A 22,120-nucleotide genomic window follows, 5' to 3' on the forward strand; every position below is an offset into this window, starting at 1 on the left:
GCTCAAACGTCTCCGCGCGAGAAGGGCATGGACGCCACAAAGCTGCGCAGCGCCTGCGCCACGCGCTTGGCCACCGAGCCGATGGCATACGCCGGTGCATCGCCGATGATCCGCGCCAGGTCTTCCTCCAGGTCCCAACGCACGTTGTCCACCAGCCAATTGATCTCGGCCGCGAACTTCACGTCGCCATCGATCAGGATCGTCGGCTTGTCGCCACGCATCGCGCCCTTGGCAATCGACAGAGGCGACGACTCGGCCACTTCAATGCGCAGATCGGGTGTAGCCGACGCGGAAGCCAGATCCAGCAGGCCCGCCGGCGTGATCTGCAGCGCCATGGAATACGCACGCCACTGCACGCGGGCGATGCGCCCGCTCTGGCTGCCCAGACGCTCCATGGCTTCGGGCTCCTGCATCAGGACGTGATTCAGGAACAGCACGGCGCGGTGCTGCACTTCGTGCACCAGCCACTCCGGAGGTTGAGGGCCGCTCGCGATTCGTTCGAACAGGCCATCCAGGAAGGTAAAGGGGGACTTTGGGGTCATAACCCCTCGATTATTCCCTGAACTGAGAGGGAGGGCTTTTGTTTGGGGTTGCTTTGGGCGGGAAATGCTGTTTTTGTGATGGCAGAGCGTGGGTTGTGGGCCTTCTTGCCCCCCTCCCCCTCTCTCGCTTGCTGGGGAGGGTTGGGGTGGGGGCTGGTATTCGGTTTTTTGGCTGGCTACTGCTGGGGCGTTGCTTACGGAGGCCGGGACTGCCCCCGGCGGGGCAATCACTTTTTGCTTGCGCGCAAAAAGTAATCCAAAACGCGCTTTTGAAGTCATGCGGCAAAACTCTCTGCGAGTCCTTCGGACTCTCCGTTCAAACAGCTTGCCGCAAAAGTGTTTTGAAGAGGTATTTGCGGCACTTCGCTGCGCTCGTGCCGGCGTGTTTGCATAGCTGCGTTGGGGTTCAGACGCCCACTGTGCTTTTGAGAGTGCGATGCTTAAACGGCTGCTCGCAAATCGCGCAGTTCCTGCACACCAACATCTCGCGCGGTCGCGAGATGAGCGCCACGAGCGAAGCGATGTGCCGAACATTCCTCTTATGAAAACTCTAGCTCGCGGCGGTTGCCCGAACGAAGTGCCCGAAGGGCGCGCAGTGAGTTCTGCCGCGGGTATTGAAAAGCGCGTTTTGGGTTACTTTTTGCGCGCAAGCAAAAAGTGACTCCGCCGCCGGGCGGAACTCCCGGCCAGCAACTCTCAAAAAGAACCACATAACAAAAAACAAAACGCCCTCCCCAGCCAAGCCAGAAAGGGCGTCGCAAAGAGCAACTAAGCAGTAAGAATTACTGCAGAGCCTGCACCCCAGCCACCAACCACCCGCTGCCACCAGTCTTAGGCTTGGTCATGTTCCAGACCTCACGGAACGGCGATGGACCTGCAGAAGGCTCCTCGCGGATCATGCCGGAGAACTCGACGCTGGCCATGTAGGCGTCGCCCAGATCCTCGATGCCCAGCAGTTGGGCTTCGATCATCACCACATCGGTCTGGTTCGGCTGACCATCAGTGCGATTGGTTTCGCGTTCTGTCAGCTGCGAGCGGATTTCCGAGACCATGTCGTCGGTCATCATCGAGCGCAGCGACGTGATGTCGGCGCGGTCCCATGCGGCTTGCAGGGTGATGAAGTTGCGCTTGGCTGCGGCCAGGAAGCCTTCGGCGTCGAAGCCGTCCGGAACGCCCCAGTTCTGCGAACCGGACAGCGCCGAGCCGATCATCGAACCACCGGCTGCTGCGGCTGCGCCGACGCCTGTGGCAGCACCTGCTGCAGCTGGCGTGAACGCCATGTTGCTGTGGTCGAACGGACGGGCCGATGCGTCGTTGCCCACCTTGTCAGGGTTGTACTGACGCGGTGTTTCGGCGTGTGCGGGGTTGGCATTGCCTGCGCCCTGAAAGGCGAAGGGCGAGCCATTGTTGGCGGCCGCGTTACCGCCACCACTGCGCGAACGCATGATCAGGCGGATGACGAAGAACGCCGCCATCGCGAGCAAGGCGATCATGAGAATGTTGCCGAAGCCTTCACCCAGACCCAGCGAGCTGGCGAGCCAGGCGAGGCCCAGACCGGCGGCAAGGCCGCCCAGCATGGCGCCCCAAGGCTTCTTCGGTGCGGCAGCGGGTGCTGCGGGCGCACCCGGCTGACGAGCCGGTGCGGCGTTGTTGGCGCTCTGCGCGGGAGCACCCGGCGCGGCGGCGGGGCCACCGGCTTCGCGTTGCGTCACATTCGACGATTGCTTGCCCACCGATTTGCCACCACCCATGCGCTTGGCATCGGCATCGCCCATCGTGACCACGAGCATCATCGCGACCAAGACTACAGACCACAGTTTCATCATCCGTTCTCCATTGAGTTGTGCAAGGCCCCTTCGCGCTTTGTTTTCAGTGTTGAATTTGAGCTTATGGGATCATTCAGCACTTGATTCCAACATGCAACGCCACTATCCCGCCAGTCATATTGTGATAGTCCACATGTCCGAAGCCACTTTGTTTCATAAGGGTTTTGAGCTCTTCCTGGCCCGGATGCATGCGGATCGACTCGGCCAGATAGCGGTAACTTTCGGCATCTCCGGCCACCATGCTGCCGATGCGCGGAAGCACACTGAATGAATACCAGTCGTAGGCTTTTTCGAGTGGCTTGGCGATCCGGGAAAACTCGAGCACCAGCAGGCGGCCGCGTGGCTTGAGGACGCGGTTCATCTCCTTGAGCGCCTCGTCCTTGTGCGTCATGTTGCGTAGTCCAAACGCGACACTCACCATGTCGAAATGGTTGTCGGGAAACGGCAGCTTCTCAGCGTCGCAGACCAGCGTGGGCAGGACGATGCCTTTGTTGATGAGGCGGTCACGGCCCACGCGCAGCATGGCTTCGTTGATGTCGGTGTGGATAACGGTGCCGCTGGCGCCTACCTTCTTGGAGAACGCGATGCCCAGATCGCCGGTGCCACCCGCGATGTCGAGCACGCGGTTGCCTTCCTTCAGATTGGCGACCATCACGGTGTAGGCCTTCCACGCGCGGTGCAGGCCACCCGACATGAGGTCGTTCATCACGTCATATTTGGAGGCGACGGAATCGAACACGCCGCGCACGTGGCGCGCCTTTTCCTTCTCGTCAACGGTCTGGAATCCGAAATGTGTGTTGCTCATGGTGTGGTGATGCTAGGCGCGGCTTGGCGCAAGGTACAGCGACAACCACGCGGCCGTGCGGGACTTAGGAGTCCTGCAGAAAAGGCGGCGTGGTGAATACCCGAATTGTGACTCAACGGGAGCGGGTATCTCAATGACCGCCGCAGCTCGGGCCATGGGTATGGCCTTTTTTCTGGGGCATGGGGGTGTCGCGATCCACGCCTTCGGCCTTGAGACGGAACTCGTATTCAGCCCAGAGCTGCGCCTCGTTCGCGCCCAGCTCATAGAGCAAATCCCACGAGAAGATGCCGCTGTCGTGGCCGTCGGAGAACGTCGGCTTGATCGCGTAGTTGCCCACGGGCTCAATGTTCACAAGCGTCACCTCGCGCTTACCGGTCTGCAGCACCTCCTGACCCGGGCCGTGGCCCTGTACCTCGGCCGAGGGCGAATAAACACGCATCAGCTCGAACGGAATGCGAAAGGTCTTGCCGTCAGAAAAACCCACCTCCAGCACGCGCGACTGCTCGTGCACGGTGATGGATTCAGGAAGCGGCGAGCCGGGACGAAGTCCTGCCATGGGATGACCTTTTGTTGATGCGATGGTGAGTGGGGAGCGATGGGCCGATGATGCCCGTCGCTCCCGCCCGATATGGATTCAGCCGAACTGCGCCGCAAGGCGCTCGCTCAGCAGCGCATGCAGCGTGGGCAATTGTGCCGCGACGGCGGCTTCCTTGTCCGCGTTGCGCTGGCGCTGGGCCACGGCCCAGACGGAGGCGGGAAAATGGCTGTCCCAGTCGAAACGGGCAATCACGTGCCAGTGCAGGTGCGGCACCATGTTGCCGAGCGCAGCCAGATTGATCTTGGTGGGCTCGAGCACATCGCGGATGGCGCGCTCGACCACGGCCACGGCCTGCATACACAGGTTGCGGTCCGCATCCGACAAGTCGGACAGCTCGGCCGCATGCGCATTCCAGATCACACGGTAGAAGGCTGGAAAACCGGCCTCCTCAGCGCGGATCAGACGCAGCTTGTCGCCACGCCAGACCAGCACACCACCGTCCTGCGCGCACAGCACGCACGCAGCGGCGGCCGTCATACCAGCACCCGCTCAATGCCGCCTTCATTGGCGCGCTTGACGTACTCGGGCATCCAGTTCTCGCCCAGAATCTTACGCGCCATTTCGACGACGATGTAGTCGGCTTCCAGCAAGCCGTTCTGCAGATCGTTTTCGTAGCGCGACAGGCCTTGCAGACAGCTTGGGCAGCTCGTGAGAATCTTGAGGTTGTCTTTGGCGCCCACGTCACCGCTCTCACGCAACTGGGCTTCGCTTTTGCGAAGTTCCTCAGTCTTGCGGAAACGGATCTGCGTGGAGATATCCGGGCGCGTCACGCCGAGCGTGCCGGATTCACCGCAGCAGCGCTCGCTCTTGAGCACGTTGTCGCCGACCAGCGCTTTCACCGTCTTCATCGGCTCCTGAAGCTTCATCGGTGTGTGGCAGGGGTCGTGGTACATGTACGCGCCCTTGTCCGCCAGCGTGATGCCCTTTTCGAGCAGGTACTCGTGGATGTCGATGATGCGGCAGCCCGGGAAGATCTTGTCGAACTGGTAGCCCTGCAACTGGTCATAGCAGGTGCCGCAGCTCACCACCACCGTCTTGATGTCGAGGTAGTTCAGCGTGTTGGCCACGCGGTGGAACAGCACCCGGTTGTCGGTGATCATCTTCTCGGCCACGTCAAACTGGCCCGAGCCGCGCTGCGGATAGCCGCAGCACAGGTAGCCCGGCGGCAGTACGGTCTGAACGCCTGCATGCCAAAGCATGGCCTGCGTTGCCAGCCCCACCTGACTGAACAAACGCTCCGAGCCGCAGCCGGGGAAGTAGAACACGGCCTCGGTCTCCGAATTGGTGGTCTTCGGATCACGGATGATCGGCACGTAGTCCTTGTTCTCGATGTCCAGCAGCGCCCGCGCCGTGCGCTTGGGCAGGCCGCCCGGCAGTTTCTTGTTCACGAAGTGGATGATCTCCTCCTTGAGCGGAGGAGCGCCCACGGAAGCTGGCGGACGTGCCGTCTGACGCTTGGCCACGGCACTGAACAGATCGACCGCCGCGCGCTGCGCCTTGAAGCCGACATTGACCATCGCGCCACGCATGAACTTGATGGTGTCCGGATTGGTGGCGTTGAGCATCGCCATGGCCATCTTGTTGCCAGGACGGAAGCTCTTCTTACCCATCTTGCGCAGCAGGTTGCGCATGTTCATCGTCACATCGCCGAAGTCGATCTTGACCGGGCATGGCGACAGGCACTTGTGGCAGACCGTGCAGTGGTCGGACACGTCTTCAAACTCCTGCCAGTGCTTGATCGACACGCCACGGCGCGTCTGCTCTTCGTACAGGAAGGCTTCCACCAGCAGCGACGTTGCCAGAATCTTGTTGCGCGGGCTGTACAGCAGATTGGCGCGTGGCACATGCGTGGCACACACCGGTTTGCACTTGCCGCAGCGCAGGCAGTCCTTCACCGAATCGGCGATCGCGCCGATGTCGCTCTGCTGCATGATCAGCGACTCGTGGCCCATCAGGCCGAATGACGGCGTGTAGGCGTTGGTCAGATCGGCGAACATCAGCGAGGTGCGCGAGTGCGCATGCTCGGACTCCGACTGCAGCTTGTTTTGATCAGCGGTCAACTGCTCCGGGTTGCGGATCAGCTTGCCACGGTTGAAATAGCCGTGCGGGTCCACCCGGCGCTTGTATTCGGCGAACGGAGCCAATTCCTCGTCGGTCAAGAACTCGAGCTTGGTGATGCCAATGCCGTGCTCGCCCGAGATCACGCCGTCAAGGCTGCGCGCCAACACCATGATGCGGGCCACGGCTTCGTGCGCGGTCTGCAGCATGTCGTAATCGTCGCTGTTGACCGGGATGTTGGTGTGCACGTTACCGTCACCGGCATGCATGTGCAGCGCCACCCAGACACGGCCCTTGAGCACACGCTTGTGCGTGGCAGTCACTTCTTCAAGAATCGCCTGGAACGAGCCGCCGTTGAAGATCTGCGCAAGCGGCGCCTTGAGCTGGGTTTTCCAGCTGGCGCGCAGCGTGTGGTCCTGCAATTGCGGAAACAACGTTTCGACATTGTCGAGCCAGCTCTGCCAGAGCGCACGCACTTCAGCGACCCGTTCAATCGCTTGGCCCACGCGGTCTTCGAGCAGCTCGGCCGATGGAATTTCACCCGCGTCGTCCTGCTTGCCCAGTGGCAGATTGCCACGCGCAAAGAAGTCTCCCAGTGCGTCGCACAGCTTGAGCTTGTTGCGCAGGCTGAGCTCAATGTTGATGCGCTCGATGCCGTCCGTGTATTCCCACATGCGCGGCAGCGGGATCACCACGTCTTCGTTGATCTTGAAGGCGTTGGTGTGGCGGCTGATTGCAGCGGTGCGCTTGCGATCCAGCCAGAATTTCTTGCGTGCCTCGGCGCTCACGGCGATGAAACCCTCGCCATTGCGCGAGTTGGCGATGCGCACGACCTCGGCCGTGGCTTGGGCCACATCGTCGGCGTTGTCGCCGGAGATGTCACCGATCAGCACCATCTTGGGCAAGTGGCCGTTGCCCTTCTTGCTCTTAGTCGCGTAACCCACGGCCTTCAGATAGCGGTCGTCCAGATGCTCCAGACCCGCCAGCAGAACGCCCGAGCGGTTCTGCTCGGCGAACATGAAGTCCTTGATCTCCACAATGCTGGGCACCGCGTCCTTGGCATTGCCGAAGAACTCCAGGCACACAGTGCGCGTGTGCTCGGGCATGCGGTGCACGATCCAGCGCGCGCTGGTGATCAGGCCGTCCGTGCCTTCCTTTTGCACGCCGGGCAGGCCGGAGAGGAACTTGTCGGTCACGTCCTTGCCGAGGCCTTCCTTGCGGAAAGTGCGGCCCGGAATGTCCAGGCGCTCGCTGCGCAGCGGCGTCTTGCCATCGGCGGCGAAATACTGCAGCTCGAAGCTCGCCATTTCGGCGTCGTGGATCTTGCCGAGGTTGTGGTTCACGCGCGTGACTTCCAGCCATTCGGCCTGTGGAGTCACCATGCGCCAGCTCGCCAGATTGTCGAGCGCCGTGCCCCACAGCACGGCCTTCTTGCCACCCGCGTTCATGGCGATGTTGCCGCCGACACACGAGGCCTCGGCCGAGGTCGGATCGACTGCGAACACAAAGCCCGCGCGCTCAGCCGCATCGGCCACGCGCTGGGTGACCACCCCGGCCTCGGTCCAGATCGTGCCGACTTCGCGGTCCACACCCGGCAGGCTGCGCAGCTCGACCTCGGTCATCGCTTCGAGCTTTTCGGTGTTGATCACCGCGCTGCGCCAAGTCAGCGGAATCGCGCCGCCGGTGTAGCCAGTGCCGCCGCCGCGCGGGATGATAGTGAGTTCCAGCTCGATGCAGGCACGCACCAGCTCGGCCATTTCGGCCTCGGTGTCGGGCGTGAGCACGACAAAGGGGTATTCCACGCGCCAGTCGGTCGCGTCGGTCACATGGGACACGCGCGAGAGACCGTCAAACTTGATGTTGTCCTTGGCAGTGTGCTTGCCAAGGCGCTTTTGCACCTTCTTGCGCAACTCGCCTGCCTCGACCAGCGTCGAATCGAACTCGTCGATGGCGCGGCGCGCGGCCGTCACCAGAATGCCGACCAGACGGTCGCGTTCCGCATCTTCTTTGGGCTGACGGCGTTTTTCGATTTCCGACAGACGGTGGGAGAGCGCCTCGACCAGCATCTTGCGACGGTCAGGGTTGTGCAGCAGGTCGTCCTGCAGATACGGATTGCGTTGAACCACCCAGATATCGCCCAGCACCTCGTACAGCATGCGGGCGGATCGGCCGGTGCGGCGCTCGCGACGCAGCTGATCGAGCACGCCCCAGGCGGACGCGCCAAGCAGACGGATCACGATTTCCCTGTCGGAAAACGAGGTGTAGTTATAGGGAATCTCGCGGAGACGGGTGGGCTCTTCGCCCTGCGCCTGCAGGGCAGCCAGCGCAATCGGAACATTCATGGGGTTTTCGCCTGGATGGGCAGGCCGCCTGAAACCGGCAGCCCGCGTGCCTCGGGGGTGCGATTTTATGACAGCCCGTTACTTCCCGCTGCACTGCAGCAAGAGCCATGGCAATCTATACATGATTAAGACGGAAAATTAATGCCCCGGCCTCGGTAAAAAACCCACAAAAAGATGGATTCATCGTCCGTTTTCCAGTGCCGCCCGGCCCGCCGCCACCAAAACACTGTCTTCCTGAGGCGTATGCACCCGGCCGCAGAGCACGTCGCGCAGGTGCCGCTCAAGCGGGTTGCGCCGCGAGAGGCCGTGATTGCTGGTGAGTGAAAGCGCGTCCTGCACCACAGCGATGGCCTGCGCCATGACCAGGTTTTTCACCAGCCCCGCATCCGTTGCCGAAGTGGGCACTCCGCCATCCAGATCAGCCGCAAGCCGCGCGAGCAGCAGGCGGTTGGACAGCAATTGCCCCTCGATCCGCCCAACCGCCTCCTGAAACCGGGGCAGGCTCGCAAGCGGCGCACCCAGATTGGCCGGAATCCGCTCGTTCAAAAATGCCACCAGCCAGTCCCGCGCCGCACGGGCCACGCCGTCGTACAGAGCGCCGAGCAACAGGGTCATTTCCGCCTGAAATGCCCCATCCTTGGCAGGAGCCATGCTTGGCAGCACAAGACCGATGGCGTGATCGGCGGGCGTGAGCACGCCGTCGAGCACCACATCGTGGCTGCCGCTCGCGCGCAGGCCGAGGTGATTCCAAGTTTCCTCGATGAGCACACCGGGATCGTCCGCACGCACCAGAAATGTCCCCACACGGGGAACGGCTTCGTCTGTTCGTGCCCAGACCGCCAGCCAACGCAATGCGGGCGAGCCGGTCGAGTAGATCTTGCGGCCGGAAATCCGCCAGCCATCGGGCGTCTTCGTGGCCACGGTGGCGGGCAATCCGCCACGCGCAGGCGAGCCGAGCTCGGGCTCCACGCGCAGCGCGTTGATCAGGGCGCCGCGTTCCACCGCATCCCTCACCAGTTTTCGCGCCAGCGCCTCCGGCCACGGCGAACCGGGGCGCCCCGCCTGACGCTGTTGGATGTATTGCATGCTCAGCACCAGCGCGGTCGCGGGGCAGCCGTAGCCGATGGCGCCCAGCACCTCGGCCAGTTGGGTGCTGGTGGCACCCTGCCCGCCCAGCGCTCTGGGTGCGGCCAGAGCCAGCAGCCCGGCCGCGTGCAGATCCGCAAAGTTTTCATGCGGGAAGGTGCCGTCGCGGTCGTGCTGCGGGGCGCGCCTGCCGAACTCCGCCGCCAGCACGCGCGCGGTATCTCCCCAACTGAGCGATGCGTTCATGCTCAGGCCGCCTTGCGCTCAGACTTGCTGGCATTCAACGCATCGCGCTGCGCCACCTTTTCGCGGATCAGCGGAATCAGTTCGCGGCCGTAGTCGATGGCGTCGACCAGCGGATCAAAACCGCGGAGCAGGAAAGTGGTGATGCCAAGGTCGTAGTACTTGAGCAGCGCATCAGCCACCTGCTCAGGCGTTCCAAGCAGCGATGTGGAATTGCTGCGCCCACCGGTCTCGCGCGCAATTGCGGTCCACAGACGCTCGTCCACCAGATCACCCTTGGCCGCATCGGAGAGCAGACGACGCGCGCCCTCGCTCTGCTGCGGGCCTGCGCCGCGCGAATGCGAGATCTGCACCTGCTGCTTTTTCGTGGCTTCGAGAATCTGCGCGGCCTTGTCCCAGGCAAGCTCCTCGGTCTCGGCAATGATGGGGCGAAACGAAATGCTGAACTCCACTTCGCGACCATGGGCCGCGGCCTGCGCGCGCACGCGGCGCACCAGATCACCGGCCTGCGCGAGCGACTCGCCCCATAGCGCATAGACATCGGCATGCTTGCCCGCCACCTGCAACGCGGGCTCGGACGCACCACCGAAAAAGATCGGCACGATGGGCTGCTGCAGCGGCTTCACCTCTGATGTCGCGCCCTTGACCTTGTAGTACTTGCCTTCATGGTCGAACGGCTTGGTTTCGGTCCACACGCGGCGCAGGATGGTGAGGTACTCATCGGTGCGCGCATAGCGCTCGTCGTGGCTCAAAAAATCGCCATCGCGCTGCTGGTCCACATCTGATCCGCCGCTGATGTAGTGCACCGCCAAACGACCATTGGTGTAGTGATCGAGCGTAGCCAACTGGCGCGCCGCAAGCGTTGGCGCAACAAAGCCCGGACGGTGCGCAAGCAGGAACTTCACCTTCTGTGTCGCGGCTGCGGCATAGGCCACTGTGAGCAGGGTGTCGGGACTGGTTGAGCTGGCAGGCACCAACACACGATCAAAGCCCGCATATTCATGCGCCTGTGCAAAGGCACGCACATAGGCCGGATCGACCGCAGGTCCCTTGCGCGCAATGGTTTCGGACACTTCGTGCGGCTGGATCATTCCAATGATTTGAACGGGCATCTTGTTTCTCCTGTGGATGTGTGAATGCCCTCATGATCGCCAGCGAGCGAGCGGATTCCAACGAAGAAAAACGCGTTAGGTTCTGCGATTTTCAATGCGGAAATCCGGCACGCACGGGCTTTACCGGATTGTCATCCATGCGCCGCAAAAGCGCATCCAATCCTTGTGCATTGGCATCCGCAACCGGCTTGTCCGCACGCTGCACTCCGGTGCGGCAGACAAAGTCATCCTCAGACCATGCGGAGCGCCCCGGGGCTGAGCGCGCACGCAACCAGCCATCGCGATCAGCCAGCAATTGAAAGCCGCGCGCATCTTGCTCGCGCTCGCCCAGCAGCAAGGCCAACGCGGGCAGCAGCTGTGCATCATCGGCAAGGCATTCGAAATCAACCACATCCACGCTCGCCCTCACCGTGACTGAGACCATGCGCGGGTCTTCCGGAGGCGCGGACAATGGTGTTCTGGAAGGTAGTACCAGCAGCACGCGCTGCCCCTTCAAACCATCACTGCGACGCTGCGCACCATAGCGGCAGCGCAGCGCAAACGAAGGCATGCGCACCGGCCGCTCCCACGCACCCAGATCGCGCAACGACTGACCCGAGGCACGCGCCTGCAAATAGTCGAGCATCTGCCAGATGTCGGCGTCCGAGAGCTGCGTCTGAGATGCCCCCGGCATGGTCTCGCGCCCCAATCGTTCATCGCGCATGCCATGGCGCACGCGCCAGAACAGCTCGCCCTCGAGTCGCTTCCACAACAGCCCACCCGTCAGATCGGGCGGCCAACGCCCCAGCGTGCTCGCGAGCGGCCCCTGCCCTCGCGCATCCGCGCCGTGGCATTGAGCACAGTTCTGTTGGAAAAGCGCCTGACCGCGCATGATTCCAGCCGGTTGAAATCCGGAGTCGGAGCGATGCAGACTGGTTGGCACCGCAGGCACCCACAACAGATGCGATGCGGGCCAGGGAGCCGCCAACACAGCGATGAATGCTACGCCCATCAATCCCGCGATCAGCGTGCTGCGCACGCGTCTGCACCACAGCGCAACCGCAATGGCGATCACAAAGAAAAACACCGCAACCACCACGCAGATGCCCGTGATCGCCACGCGCCGCGCATGCCCCGGATCGATCCACATCATTTCGGCAGACAGCCGCTCAGCAAACGGCCACCCCGGTTGACCGGCCACGAGCGGCGTCAGCCCGAGCGCATGCAAACCGTCGCGCAACACAAATTGCGCGGCCAGCAACCATTCCAGAATCCATGCGGCCCACACCTCGGACATAGCTCGGACACGGGCCAGCTTCAGGTCAGCACATCGGCGAACACATGCGATGCGAAACGCGCAGGATCGGTGGTTGGCTTGAGTACTTTCACGAGCTTGAAGTCGCGCGCATAGAACTCGATTTCATCCTTGAGATTCTTGCCCACCGGATGGCTGCGGTGCGTGAGCGTCGCGAGCACCGCGCGCAGCTCACTCTCGGCCACCTTGGTGTAGGGGCTGTAGATGCGCGCAGTCTCGGCCGGGTTGTCGGCCACGAAGTCGGAGGCCTCGACGATGGCGCGCGTGAGCGCTGCCGCTGTGCCCTTGTCATTGCGAACCATCGCGCCGCTCACACCGAGCACGCAGCAAGTCTTGGCCGCATACTCGCCTGACAAATTCGTCGCCAGATCGACCAGCCCCTTGGTGCGTCGCTGGATCAGCAGCAGATTCGGATCCCCATCGGCAATCGCATGCGCCTCGCCCTTCTCGACCGCAAGGCCCAGCATGTCGCCCGGAAACTGCCGCCACTGCACATCGCGCTCGGGATCGAGCCCGGCCTTGGCAAGCAACACCGAGAAGAAATTCTTGCCGGGCGCATTCAGATCGGAGACCGCAATCGTCTTGCCCTTGAGCTTGGCAAGACTGGTCACGCCCGCCGCCTCATAGCCCACCAGCCGCGAGCAGCCGCCGTGCGAGCTGCCAACCAGCTTCACGTCGAAGCCGGACTCCAATGGCTTGATCCAGCGATGAATCATGCCCACACCCGCGTCGGCCTTGGACGTCGCAATCGCCTCAAGCAACTGGTCGGTCGAACCCGCAAAATTCACCAGTTCCACCTTGAGCCCATGCTTCTCGAAAATGCCGCGCTCGAGCGCCACCGGCGCAGCGGAGAGGCAGATCGCATTCGCATTCCAGGCCAGCTTCACTGGCTTCAGCGCGGGCGCCGCCCACACCCGCCCTGCTACCGCACCTGCAACACCCGCAGCCGTCGTCGCACCTACCGCGCGCAGCCATTTGCGACGCGCCAAAGAATCGATCACTACCTCTGCCTTGTGCCCCACGCTGTTCATCTTTTCGTCCTTCGTTTGAGAAATGAAATCAACCCAGATTGGAGCGAATCAACGCGCATTGGCGAAGGAAGAAAAACAGAAATCGATATGCGAAATGGAGCGCAACTCAAAAAGCATCAAACGCTCAAACGCACCTGCTCAAATCGCACTGGTGCAAAGCCCGCGTCGCGCGCCTGCAGAGCCTCAGAGAGCAAGGTCTGCACCGCCACATCCACGCGACTCGACACGTCGGGATGTAGCATGCCGCCGCCCTCGGGCAGGTGCGTGACCTGCGCATCGGTCGCGTAAATGCCCGAGAGAATCTGCTTGGCGCCCAATGCCTGCAGCACCGGGCGCAGCGCGTAATCCAGCGCCAGCATGTGATGCGGACTGCCACCCGTAGCCAGCGGCAGAACCGTCTTTCCTTGCAGCGCGGTCTGCGGCAACAGATCGAGAAACACCTTGAGCACACCGCTGTACGCGGCCTTGTAGACGGGCGTCGCCACCACGATCACTGTGGCGTTCGCCACCTGCTGCGCGGCCTTCACCACATCGGGATGATCAAACTGCGCCTACAGCAGAGCGGTCGCATCCAGATTGCGAATGTTCAGCGTCTCCACATGGACACGATGCTGCGCCAGACGCTGCCCCACATTCGCCAGCAAAGTGGCCGACCGCGAGCGCTCGGACGGGCTCCCGGCAATCAATAGAACGGACATGAATTTCCTGTTGCCAAACTTCAAAACTGCAGCGATCAGACCATACGAGCGCCACTCATGACCACGAAGTTTTCAAACTAAGAAACCACGTTTTCCGAATATGCAGGAACACGGACATGCAGATCACGCAGCGCATAAGCAAGCGCACTTTTCTTTGTTCACGCCCGCAGCATCGCTGCCTATCGTGGCGGCATGACCAAAGGACTGCACCACACCATGAAGCCTCTTCGTTTTCGCATAGCCGCCGTCGCAATCGCCGCTGCACTGCCCTTGCTGGCGACCTTGCCCGCCTATGCAGAGAACTGGCCTTCGCGCCCCGTGAAGCTGGTGGTTCCGTTCCCGCCGGGCGGCGCGGCGGATGCCATCGGCCGCTACTACGCCGACAAGCTGACCCGCGCGCTGGGCCAGCCGGTGATCGTCGACAACAAGGCCGGCGCAGGCACCGCCATCGCCGCCGAATACGTGGCGCGCGCTGCACCCGACGGCTACACCATCTCGCTTGCCACCAGCGGCCAACTCACCGTGCTGCCGCATCTGCAAAGCAATCTGCGGTTTGATCCGGTGAAGGATTTCACGCCGGTCTCGCTCGTCGCCTCGGTGCACAACGTCGTCGCGATCAACCCCAAGCTGCAGATCCATTCATTGCCCGAACTGCTGGCACGCGCCAAGGCCAATCCCGGCAAGGTGACTTATTCCTCGTGCGGCAGCGGCACGCTCTGCCACCTCACCGGTGAACTGCTGCAGAACCTCTCGGGCAGCGAGCTACTGCATGTGCCGTACAAAGGCAGCGCCCCCGCCGTCACCGCAGCGCTCGGCGGCGAGGTCGACCTCGCCATCGACACCCTCACCGTGCTCGCCCCGCAGATCAAGACCGGTAAGCTGCAAGGCCTGGTGCAGACAGCAGCCACCCGCTCGCCCCAACTGCCCGACGTGCCAAGCGCGCCAGAAGCCGGTCTGCCCAGCTTCATCAGCTCAGGCTGGTTCGGCGTAGTCGTTCCCGCCAACACGCCCGCCCCCATCGTCGCGCGCCTGCAGAAAGAACTCCACACTATCGCCCGCGCACCACAAACCGATCACGACTTGCAGGAGCGCGGCATCAGCGTGGAATACAACAGCCCGGCAGAGTTTGCATCGCTGATCAGGACCGATTACTCAAGATGGGGAAAGGTAGTGCAAGCAAGCAAGATCCAGCTTGCAGCGCAATAGTCTGGAAGACTTCAGGCAAAAACAAGAGGCCCGCTGTTGCCTTCAAAACAGCGGGCCTCCGAAGCACACAAGCCTCAGGATCTCCCACCCCAACGCAGAGATGGGGCTTGAGACGAGGCGTCGCCGACGCAGACAATACTTCGGTATGGCAAGGAGGCGCAACGAAGGATCAAGCCCCATATCTGCGCCCCCGCACGACTAACCATCGAAGCCGCAAGGCTTCGTAAAACCAACAGACTAAAACAGCACGCGAGAACGAATCGTCCCCGGCACCTTGGCCAACTTCTCCAAGGCCAGATCGGAGGACTTGGCGTCAAGATCGATGACTACATAGCCAAGCGTCTCATTGGTCTGCAAAAACTGCGCAGAAATGTTGATGTGGTTTTCCGCAAGAATCTGATTGATCTGCGAAAGCACCCCCGGCACATTTTTGTGAATGTGCAGCAGCCGATGCTTGCCCGGGTGTGCTGGCAGCGCCACTTCAGGAAAATTCACCGACGAGGTGGTCGTTCCGTTGTCGCTGAACTTCACCAGCTTTTCCGCCACTTCGAGCCCGATATTGGCCTGCGCCTCCATGGTCGAGCCGCCGATGTGCGGCGTGAGAATGATGTTGTCCAGCCCCCGCAGTGGCGACTCGAAGATGTCGGCATTCGAACGCGGCTCGACGGGAAACACATCCACCGCCGCGCCCGCGAGCTGGCCTGACTTCAGCGCTGCGGCCAGCGGGTCGATTTCGACCACGGTACCGCGTGATGCGTTGATCAGAATCGCGCCGGGCTTCATCTTCGCGATCTGCTCCGCGCCGATCATCCACTGCGTGGACGGCAGCTCGGGCACGTGCAGGGTCACCACATCGCTCTGCGCCAGCAATTCGTTGAGCGACACCTGGTGCGCATTGCCCAGCGGCAGCTTGCTGACCACGTCGTGAAAGATCACCTTCATGCCCAGCGATTCGGCCAGCACCGACAACTGCGTGCCAATGGAGCCATAACCCACAATGCCCAGCGTCTTGCCGCGTGCCTCATACGACTGCTCGGCGCTCTTGCTCCAGCCCCCACGGTGCACCGCCGCGTTTTTGGCGGGAATGCCGCGCAGCAACAGCACGGTTTCAGCCAGCACCAGCTCGGCCACAGATCGCGTATTGGAATAAGGGGCATTGAAAGCGACCACGCCATGCTCGCGCGCAGCCTGCAGATCGATCTGGTTGGTGCCGATGCAGAAAGCCCCCACGGCCACCAGCTTGTGCGCATGCGCAAACACATCGGCCGTGAGTTGGGTGCGCGAGCGGATGCCGAGAAAGTGCACATCCGCAATGCGCTGCTTGAGTTCCTCGTCGGACAGCGCGCCCTTCACCGTCTCGATCTGGGTGTAGCCGGAGCCGTGCAGCACCTCCAGCGCGCTGGGGTGAACCCCCTCCAGCAACAGGAATTTGATCTTGCTTTTGTCCAGCGAAGTCGTCTTGGCGTTCATGCATTCCCCTTCCATTGCCTGCGTTGCGCAGGAGTTTGTATACGCGTTTCCCACAGCATTGTGCATCGCACAAAACCTTGCTTTATCGATGACAATTGCAGCGCTCAAAATGAAGCACAATTAGTGACATAACTTTGTGACTGTCATTATCAAAAGTCATTGCAAGCCCATGTGCTCACCGTACTTCCCCTGTTGTGAGTGCCTTCTTGCTGTGCGACAACGACATCTTCTTGTCACATTGGGCGAGTTACCATCTCGCCGCAAATAATCCTCTCTCTACATCCATAGGAGCCTACATGCGGATCAAGCAACTGGCGCTGGCCACTCTCGTCGCGACCACTGGAATTGCTGCACAAGCACAAACTGAAATCCAGTGGTGGCACGCGATGACCGCCGTGAACAACGAATGGGTCAACGATCTGGCCAAGCAGTTCAACGAAAGCCAGAAGGAATTCAAGGTCATCCCCACGTACAAGGGAACCTACGACGAGACCATGACGGCTGCTGTGGCGGCCTTCCGCTCGGGCGGCGCACCGCACATTCTGCAAGTGTTCGAAGTGGGCACGGCGACGATGATGGCCTCCAAGGGCGCCACCGTTCCGGTCGCCAAGGTGCTGAGCGATGCGGGCGTTACCTTTGATCCGAAGTCCTACATCCCTGCCGTGGCCTCGTACTACACGGCTCCCAACGGCCAGATGTTGAGCTTTCCGTTCAACAGCTCGACCACCGTTTTTTACTACAACAAGGACGCCTTCAAGAAGGCTGGCCTGAACCCCGACAAGGCGCCAGCCACCTGGCCCGAAGTCTTTGAAGCCGCCAAGAAGCTCAAGGCCAGCGGTCACAGCTGCCCAATGACTCTGGCATGGATGGGCTGGACCCAGCTCGAGTCGTTCTCTACCTGGCACAACGTCGAATTCGCCACGCACCAGAACGGCCTGGGCAAAGAAGGCTACAAGGCCCGCATGAAGGTCAACTCGCCTCTGCACGTGCGCCACATCGAAGACCTCGAGAAGGCTGCCAAGGCGGGCGAATTCGTCTACAAGGGTCGCGGCTCGCTGCCACAGGCTTCGTTCGTTTCGGGCGAATGCGCCATGATCCAGACTTCGTCCGGCTTCTACGGCGATGTGGCCAAGAATGCCAAGTTCGGCTACGGCATCGCTCAACTGCCTTACTACCCGGACGTGAAGGGCGCACCGCAGAACACCGTGATCGGCGGCGCTTCGCTGTGGGTCATGGCTGGCAAGAAGCCTGCCGAATACACCGGCGTGGCCAAGTTCTTTGAATTCATCTCGCAGACCAAGGTGCAGGCCGCCAGCCACCAGCGCACCGGTTACCTGCCTGTGACGATGGCTTCGTTCGACCTGACCGAGAAGTCTGGCTTCTATCAAAAGAACCCAGGCACCGACATGGCTGTCAACCAGATGATCCGCAAGGTGACCGACAACTCGCGCGGCATTCGTCTGGGCAACTACGTGCAGATCCGCACCATCGAGGACGAAGAACTCGAACAGGTCTGGTCCGGCAAGAAGTCTTCCAAGGATGCGCTGGACGCGATCGTCAAGCGCGGCGACGAACTGCTGGCTCGCTTCGAAGCGGCCAACAAGGGCAAGTAATCTTCATCGCGAACACCTCGCGCGGTCTCCGACTGCGTGAGGTACTCCGCATATTTCTCACACACCTCCGCGGCCTCATAAAGGCTTCGGCGGTTTTTTGGTTTTTGAAGGCATATGGAAAAACGAGTCCTTTTCCGCTCCGCCTGGCTGCCTTGGTTGCTGCTGCTACCGCAGATGGCCATCATCGGAGTCTTCTTCTTCTGGCCTGCCGCGCAGGCCGTCCTGCAGTCCTTCCAAATGGAGGACGCTTTCGGATTGAGCAAGGAATGGGTTGGCTTCGACAACTTCATTCAGCTGTTCCACGACGCCTCGTATCTCGAATCGTTCTACCGCACAGCCATTTTCTCGGTGCTGGTGGCAGGCGTAGGCATTGCTGTGTCATTGGCGTTGGCCATCTTTGCGGACCGAATCGTGCGCTTCGCCATGGTCTACAAGACGCTGCTGATCGTGCCCTACGCCGTCGCGCCCGTGATCGCCGGTGTGCTGTGGGTGTTCATGTTCTCGCCCTCCCTCGGCGTGGTGTCGTATGCGCTCGAACGCATTGGCTACAACTGGAACTTTCTCATGAACGAGAACCAGGCCATGGCGCTGATCGTGATGGCCGCCGTCTGGAAGCAGATCTCCTACAACTTCCTGTTCTTCCTCGCGGGTCTGCAATCGATTCCAAAGTCGCTCATCGAAGCCGCTTCGATTGACGGAGCCGGTCCATGGCGCCGCTTCCTCAACGTACAGCTGCCGCTGCTGTCGCCGACCACCTTCTTCCTGCTGGTGATCAACATCGTCTACGCGTTCTTCGACACCTTCGGCATCATCGATGCGACCACGCACGGCGGCCCCGGCCAGTCCACGACCATTCTGGTCTACAAGGTGTACCTGGACGGCTTCAAGGCGCTGGACCTCGGCGGCTCGGCAGCGCAGTCGGTGATCCTGATGTTCATCGTCATCGCGCTGACCGTGATCCAGTTCCGTTATGTTGAAAAGAAAGTGCAGTACTGAGCATGATTGACCGACGTCCCTGGCTCGATGTGCTGTCTCACGCCGTGATGATTCTCGGCGTGGCCATCGTGGCCTTTCCCATCTATCTGGCGCTCATCGCCTCCACCCACACCGCACAGGAAATCGTGCAGGCGCCCATGCCGCTTTGGCCCGGCACCAACATGCTCGAGAGCTACAAGGAAGCCCTGTTCGGCTCCGGCAAGACCGGCTCCAACACCGATCTCATCCGCATGATGTGGGTGAGCTTCGTGACCGCCATGGTCATCACCGTGGGCAAGATCGCGATCTCGCTGCTCTCGGCCTTTGCCATCGTGTATTTCCGCTTTCCGTTCAAACAGCTGTGCTTCTGGCTCATCTTCGTCACGCTGATGCTGCCGGTGGAAGTGCGTATCCTGCCGACCTATAAGGTGGTGGCCGATCTCGGCATGCTCAACAGCTACGCCGGTCTCACGCTGCCGCTGATCGCGTCGGCCACGGCCACGTTCCTGTTCCGCCAGTTCTTCCTAACCGTTCCCGATGAGCTCGTGGAAGCCGCGCGCATCGACGGCGCAGGCCCCATGCGCTTCTTCAAGGACGTGCTGGTGCCACTGTCCAAGACATCAATTGCCGCGCTGTTCGTGATCCAGTTCATCTACGGCTGGAACCAGTACCTCTGGCCGCTGCTCATGACGACCTCGGAAGACATGTACCCCGTGGTCATCGGCATCAAGCGCATGGTGGCCGGTGGCGGCGAAGCGGCCATCGACTGGAACGTCGCGATGGCCACGACCATCATCGCCATGCTGCCGCCCGCGCTGGTGGTGATCCTGATGCAGAAGTGGTTCGTCAAGGGCCTGGTGGATACCGAAAAGTAATCCCCCGGTACCCCCATACAACCAGCTTCAACCAGAACGAATTCAAAGATTTTCATATGGCATCCATCACACTCAAAGACGTCGTCAAGCAATACGGAGTCGGCAAGCAGGCCGTGCCCGTCATCCACGGCGTGAATGCAGACATCAAGGACGGTGAGTTCATCGTCATCGTCGGCCCCTCGGGCTGCGGCAAATCAACGCTGTTGCGCATGGTCGCAGGCCTCGAAGAAATCTCCGGCGGCACGATCTCCATCGGGGACCGCGTGGTCAACGACCTCGAACCCGCACAGCGCGACATCGCCATGGTGTTCCAGAACTACGCGCTGTACCCGCACATGAGCGTGTTCGACAACATGGCCTATGGCCTGAAGATCAAGAACGTGCCGATCGACGAGATCAAGCAACGCGTCGACGGCGCAGCCAAGATCCTCGAGCTCTCGCACCTGCTCGATCGCAAGCCGCGCCAACTCTCGGGCGGCCAGCGCCAGCGCGTGGCTATGGGCCGCGCCATCGTGCGCAAGCCGCAGGTCTTTCTGTTCGACGAACCGCTCTCCAACCTTGACGCCAAGCTGCGCGCGCAGACCCGCATCGAGATCCAAAAGCGCCACCAGACACTCGGCATCACCAGCCTGTTCGTGACCCACGACCAGGTCGAGGCGATGACGCTCGCGCAGCGCATGCTGGTGATGAACGGCGGTCTGGTCGAACAGTTCGGCACGCCCGAAGCGGTCTATCACACGCCCGCATCGACCTTCGTGGCAAGCTTCATCGGATCGCCTCCGATGAACCTGCTCAAGTCGGCACCGGGCACCCAACCCGGCACGGTCTTCGGCATTCGCCCAGAGCATCTGGACGTGACGCCGAACAGTGGCTGGTCCGTCATCGTCGACACCGTCGAGCTGCTGGGCGCCGAGCGCCTGATCTACGGCCGCGTGCAAGGCGGCAGCAACGATGAACAACTCGTCGTGCGCGTCGAGGAAGGCACGTTCATGCCGAACAGCGGCGACGTCATCCATGTCACGCCGCGCCCGGACCGCATCCATACCTTCGACGCGAGCACAGGTAAACGCATCTAGCACAATCGTTTCCTTTCGGAGAACGTACATGGCCTCGCTGATTCACTCCACGGTTCCGGTGCTTCCCTCAACGGACCTCGCAGTCAGCGAGGCTTTTTACATTCAAAAACTCGGTTTTCGCGCTGCGCTTTCCATGCCCGGCACTTACTTGATCGTCGAGCGCGATGGCTGCGAAATCCATTTCTGGCCGTGCGGCGACAACACCGAGCTGCCCCGCAATTCATCCTGCTATGTGCGCGGCGACACCGACGCGCTGCATGCCGACTTCGCCGCGCGCGGCCTCACACTTCAGCCGCCGCAGGACCGCGAATGGGGCATGCGCGAGCTGTATGTGATCGACCCGCACGGCAACCTGCTCAAATTTGGAGAACCTGTATGACTTCATTGGCCGCATGGCCCTATCCGCGCTGGGTAGCGCATCGTGGCGCGGGCAAGCTCGCGCCCGAAAACACCATGGCGGCGTTCCGCATGGGCGCGTCGTATGGCTACCGCATGTTCGAATGCGACGCCAAGCTCAGCCAGGATGGCGTGCTGTTTCTGATGCACGACACCGATCTCAAACGCACCACCAACGGCGCGGGAACCGGCAGCGACCGCCCCATGGGCGAGCTCGCGCAGCTCGACGCGGGCGCATGGCATTCGCGTTCGTTCGCGGGCGAGCATCTGCCCACGCTTGAGTCCTTGGCGCGCTGGTGCATCGCCAACCATCTGCACCTGAACGTGGAGATCAAACCCACACCCGGCCAGGAAGAGGCCACAGGCCGCGCCACCGGCGAGCTGATGAACCGCCTCTGGCCCAAGGATGCCGTGCCGCCGCTGTTCACTTCGTTCAAGCCTGATTCGCTGCGGGGTGCCAAAGCGACAGCGCCTGATGTTCCGCGTGGGCTGCTGGTCGACAAGTTTGCCGATGGGATAGGCGAGGCGGACATTGCAATTGCGCTGGAGTTGGGGTGTGTGGCGATGGTGCTGAACCATGCGTTGTGGAATCCTGAGCTGGTGGCTCGCGTGCATGGGGCGGGGATGCGATGCAGCAGCTATACGGTGAATGATGAGTGGGAGGCCAAGCGGTTGCTTGACATCGGTACTGATTGCATCATTACGGATCGCGTGGATTTGTTCAGTCCTGCGGGCTGAACAGCGTCCTTCCCCCCCTCTTCACCCTCTCCCACTTGCGAAGGGGGTGGCCGGTGTGGGGTCGGTATTCTTTTTCTGTTTCTGCTCTTTGTCTAAGGGCGGAGGCCGGGACTGCCCCCGGCGGGGCAGTAACTTT

The 22,120-nt window shown here is 61.6% G+C and carries 18 protein-coding genes and 1 pseudogene; 7 read left to right on the plus strand and 12 right to left on the minus strand.

The annotated features are described in order from the left end of the window. Window positions 1–2 precede the first annotated feature (2 nt). The 11 genes and pseudogenes from G7047_RS16935 to ssuE all read right to left on the minus strand — a co-directional run bounded on the left by G7047_RS16935 (window position 3) and on the right by ssuE (window position 13,635). On the minus strand, window positions 3–542 hold the full coding sequence (locus tag G7047_RS16935; protein ID WP_166307877.1) for a hypothetical protein: 540 nt from the start codon (window positions 540–542) through the stop codon (window positions 3–5). Window positions 543–1,324: 782 nt separating this feature from the next. Further along, window positions 1,325–2,368, minus strand: coding sequence for a Tim44 domain-containing protein (locus G7047_RS16940; RefSeq protein ID WP_166307880.1), 1,044 nt, complete (start codon window positions 2,366–2,368; stop codon window positions 1,325–1,327). Window positions 2,369–2,441: 73 nt separating this feature from the next. Continuing rightward, complete coding sequence (gene ubiE, locus G7047_RS16945; protein WP_166307883.1) at window positions 2,442–3,173, minus strand: bifunctional demethylmenaquinone methyltransferase/2-methoxy-6-polyprenyl-1,4-benzoquinol methylase UbiE; 732 nt, start codon at window positions 3,171–3,173, stop codon at window positions 2,442–2,444. A 130-nt stretch (window positions 3,174–3,303) separates the two neighbouring features. Then, window positions 3,304–3,729 carry a gamma-butyrobetaine hydroxylase-like domain-containing protein gene (locus tag G7047_RS16950; protein ID WP_166307886.1) on the minus strand — a complete coding sequence of 142 codons (426 nt, stop codon included), beginning with the start codon at window positions 3,727–3,729 and terminating at the stop codon, window positions 3,304–3,306. A gap of 78 nt (window positions 3,730–3,807) precedes the next feature. After that, entirely contained in the window at window positions 3,808–4,248 is a 441-nt protein-coding gene (locus G7047_RS16955; protein ID WP_166307889.1) for an HIT family protein, read from the minus strand. Beyond that, window positions 4,245–8,171 carry an FAD/FMN-binding oxidoreductase gene (locus G7047_RS16960; protein ID WP_166307892.1) on the minus strand — a complete coding sequence of 1,309 codons (3,927 nt, stop codon included), beginning with the start codon at window positions 8,169–8,171 and terminating at the stop codon, window positions 4,245–4,247. The genes G7047_RS16955 and G7047_RS16960 overlap by 4 nt, the downstream gene beginning before the upstream one ends. Before the next feature lie 180 nt (window positions 8,172–8,351). After that, on the minus strand, window positions 8,352–9,503 hold the full coding sequence (locus tag G7047_RS16965) for an acyl-CoA dehydrogenase family protein (RefSeq protein WP_166307895.1): 1,152 nt from the start codon (window positions 9,501–9,503) through the stop codon (window positions 8,352–8,354). Window positions 9,504–9,505: 2 nt separating this feature from the next. After that, window positions 9,506–10,612, minus strand: coding sequence for an LLM class flavin-dependent oxidoreductase (locus tag G7047_RS16970; protein WP_166307898.1), 1,107 nt, complete (start codon window positions 10,610–10,612; stop codon window positions 9,506–9,508). A 91-nt stretch (window positions 10,613–10,703) separates the two neighbouring features. Beyond that, a complete protein-coding gene (locus G7047_RS16975) occupies window positions 10,704–11,888 on the minus strand; it encodes a cytochrome c (RefSeq protein WP_166307901.1) in 1,185 nt (394 codons plus the stop codon). Between the two features lie 20 nt (window positions 11,889–11,908). Further along, window positions 11,909–12,937, minus strand: coding sequence for an ABC transporter substrate-binding protein (locus tag G7047_RS16980; RefSeq protein ID WP_166307904.1), 1,029 nt, complete (start codon window positions 12,935–12,937; stop codon window positions 11,909–11,911). Window positions 12,938–13,053: 116 nt separating this feature from the next. Then, a pseudogene (gene ssuE, locus G7047_RS16985) lies at window positions 13,054–13,635 on the minus strand (NADPH-dependent FMN reductase). Window positions 13,636–13,851: 216 nt separating this feature from the next. On the opposite strand from ssuE, the gene G7047_RS16990 reads away from it, so the two are divergent. Next, window positions 13,852–14,841 (plus strand): tripartite tricarboxylate transporter substrate binding protein, encoded by a 990-nt coding sequence (locus G7047_RS16990; protein WP_166307907.1) that lies wholly within the window; start codon window positions 13,852–13,854, stop codon window positions 14,839–14,841. A 237-nt stretch (window positions 14,842–15,078) separates the two neighbouring features. Here the strand turns inward: G7047_RS16990 and serA are convergent, their stop codons facing one another. Continuing rightward, window positions 15,079–16,311 (minus strand): phosphoglycerate dehydrogenase, encoded by a 1,233-nt coding sequence (gene serA, locus G7047_RS16995; protein ID WP_166307910.1) that lies wholly within the window; start codon window positions 16,309–16,311, stop codon window positions 15,079–15,081. A gap of 296 nt (window positions 16,312–16,607) precedes the next feature. Here serA and ugpB point away from each other — a divergent pair, with 296 nt between their 5' ends. From ugpB to ugpQ, 6 genes are all read left to right on the plus strand, one after another. Then, entirely contained in the window at window positions 16,608–17,924 is a 1,317-nt protein-coding gene (ugpB, locus tag G7047_RS17000) for a sn-glycerol-3-phosphate ABC transporter substrate-binding protein UgpB (protein ID WP_166307913.1), read from the plus strand. 114 nt (window positions 17,925–18,038) lie between these two features. Beyond that, window positions 18,039–18,920: a sn-glycerol-3-phosphate ABC transporter permease UgpA gene (ugpA, locus tag G7047_RS17005; RefSeq protein ID WP_166307916.1), complete on the plus strand. Its 882-nt coding sequence runs from the start codon at window positions 18,039–18,041 to the stop codon at window positions 18,918–18,920. 2 nt (window positions 18,921–18,922) lie between these two features. After that, entirely contained in the window at window positions 18,923–19,774 is an 852-nt protein-coding gene (gene ugpE, locus G7047_RS17010) for a sn-glycerol-3-phosphate ABC transporter permease UgpE (protein WP_166307919.1), read from the plus strand. Window positions 19,775–19,830: 56 nt separating this feature from the next. Next, a complete protein-coding gene (gene ugpC / locus G7047_RS17015) occupies window positions 19,831–20,850 on the plus strand; it encodes a sn-glycerol-3-phosphate ABC transporter ATP-binding protein UgpC (RefSeq protein ID WP_166307922.1) in 1,020 nt (339 codons plus the stop codon). A 28-nt stretch (window positions 20,851–20,878) separates the two neighbouring features. Beyond that, window positions 20,879–21,229 (plus strand): VOC family protein, encoded by a 351-nt coding sequence (locus tag G7047_RS17020; protein ID WP_166307925.1) that lies wholly within the window; start codon window positions 20,879–20,881, stop codon window positions 21,227–21,229. Then, entirely contained in the window at window positions 21,226–21,984 is a 759-nt protein-coding gene (gene ugpQ, locus G7047_RS17025; protein ID WP_166307928.1) for a glycerophosphodiester phosphodiesterase, read from the plus strand. Before G7047_RS17020 ends, ugpQ begins: the two co-directional genes overlap by 4 nt. Window positions 21,985–22,120: the final 136 nt, after the last annotated feature.

This window comes from Diaphorobacter sp. HDW4A, from assembly GCF_011305995.1.
In the GTDB taxonomy this organism is placed as follows: Bacteria; Pseudomonadota; Gammaproteobacteria; order Burkholderiales; family Burkholderiaceae_C; genus Diaphorobacter_A.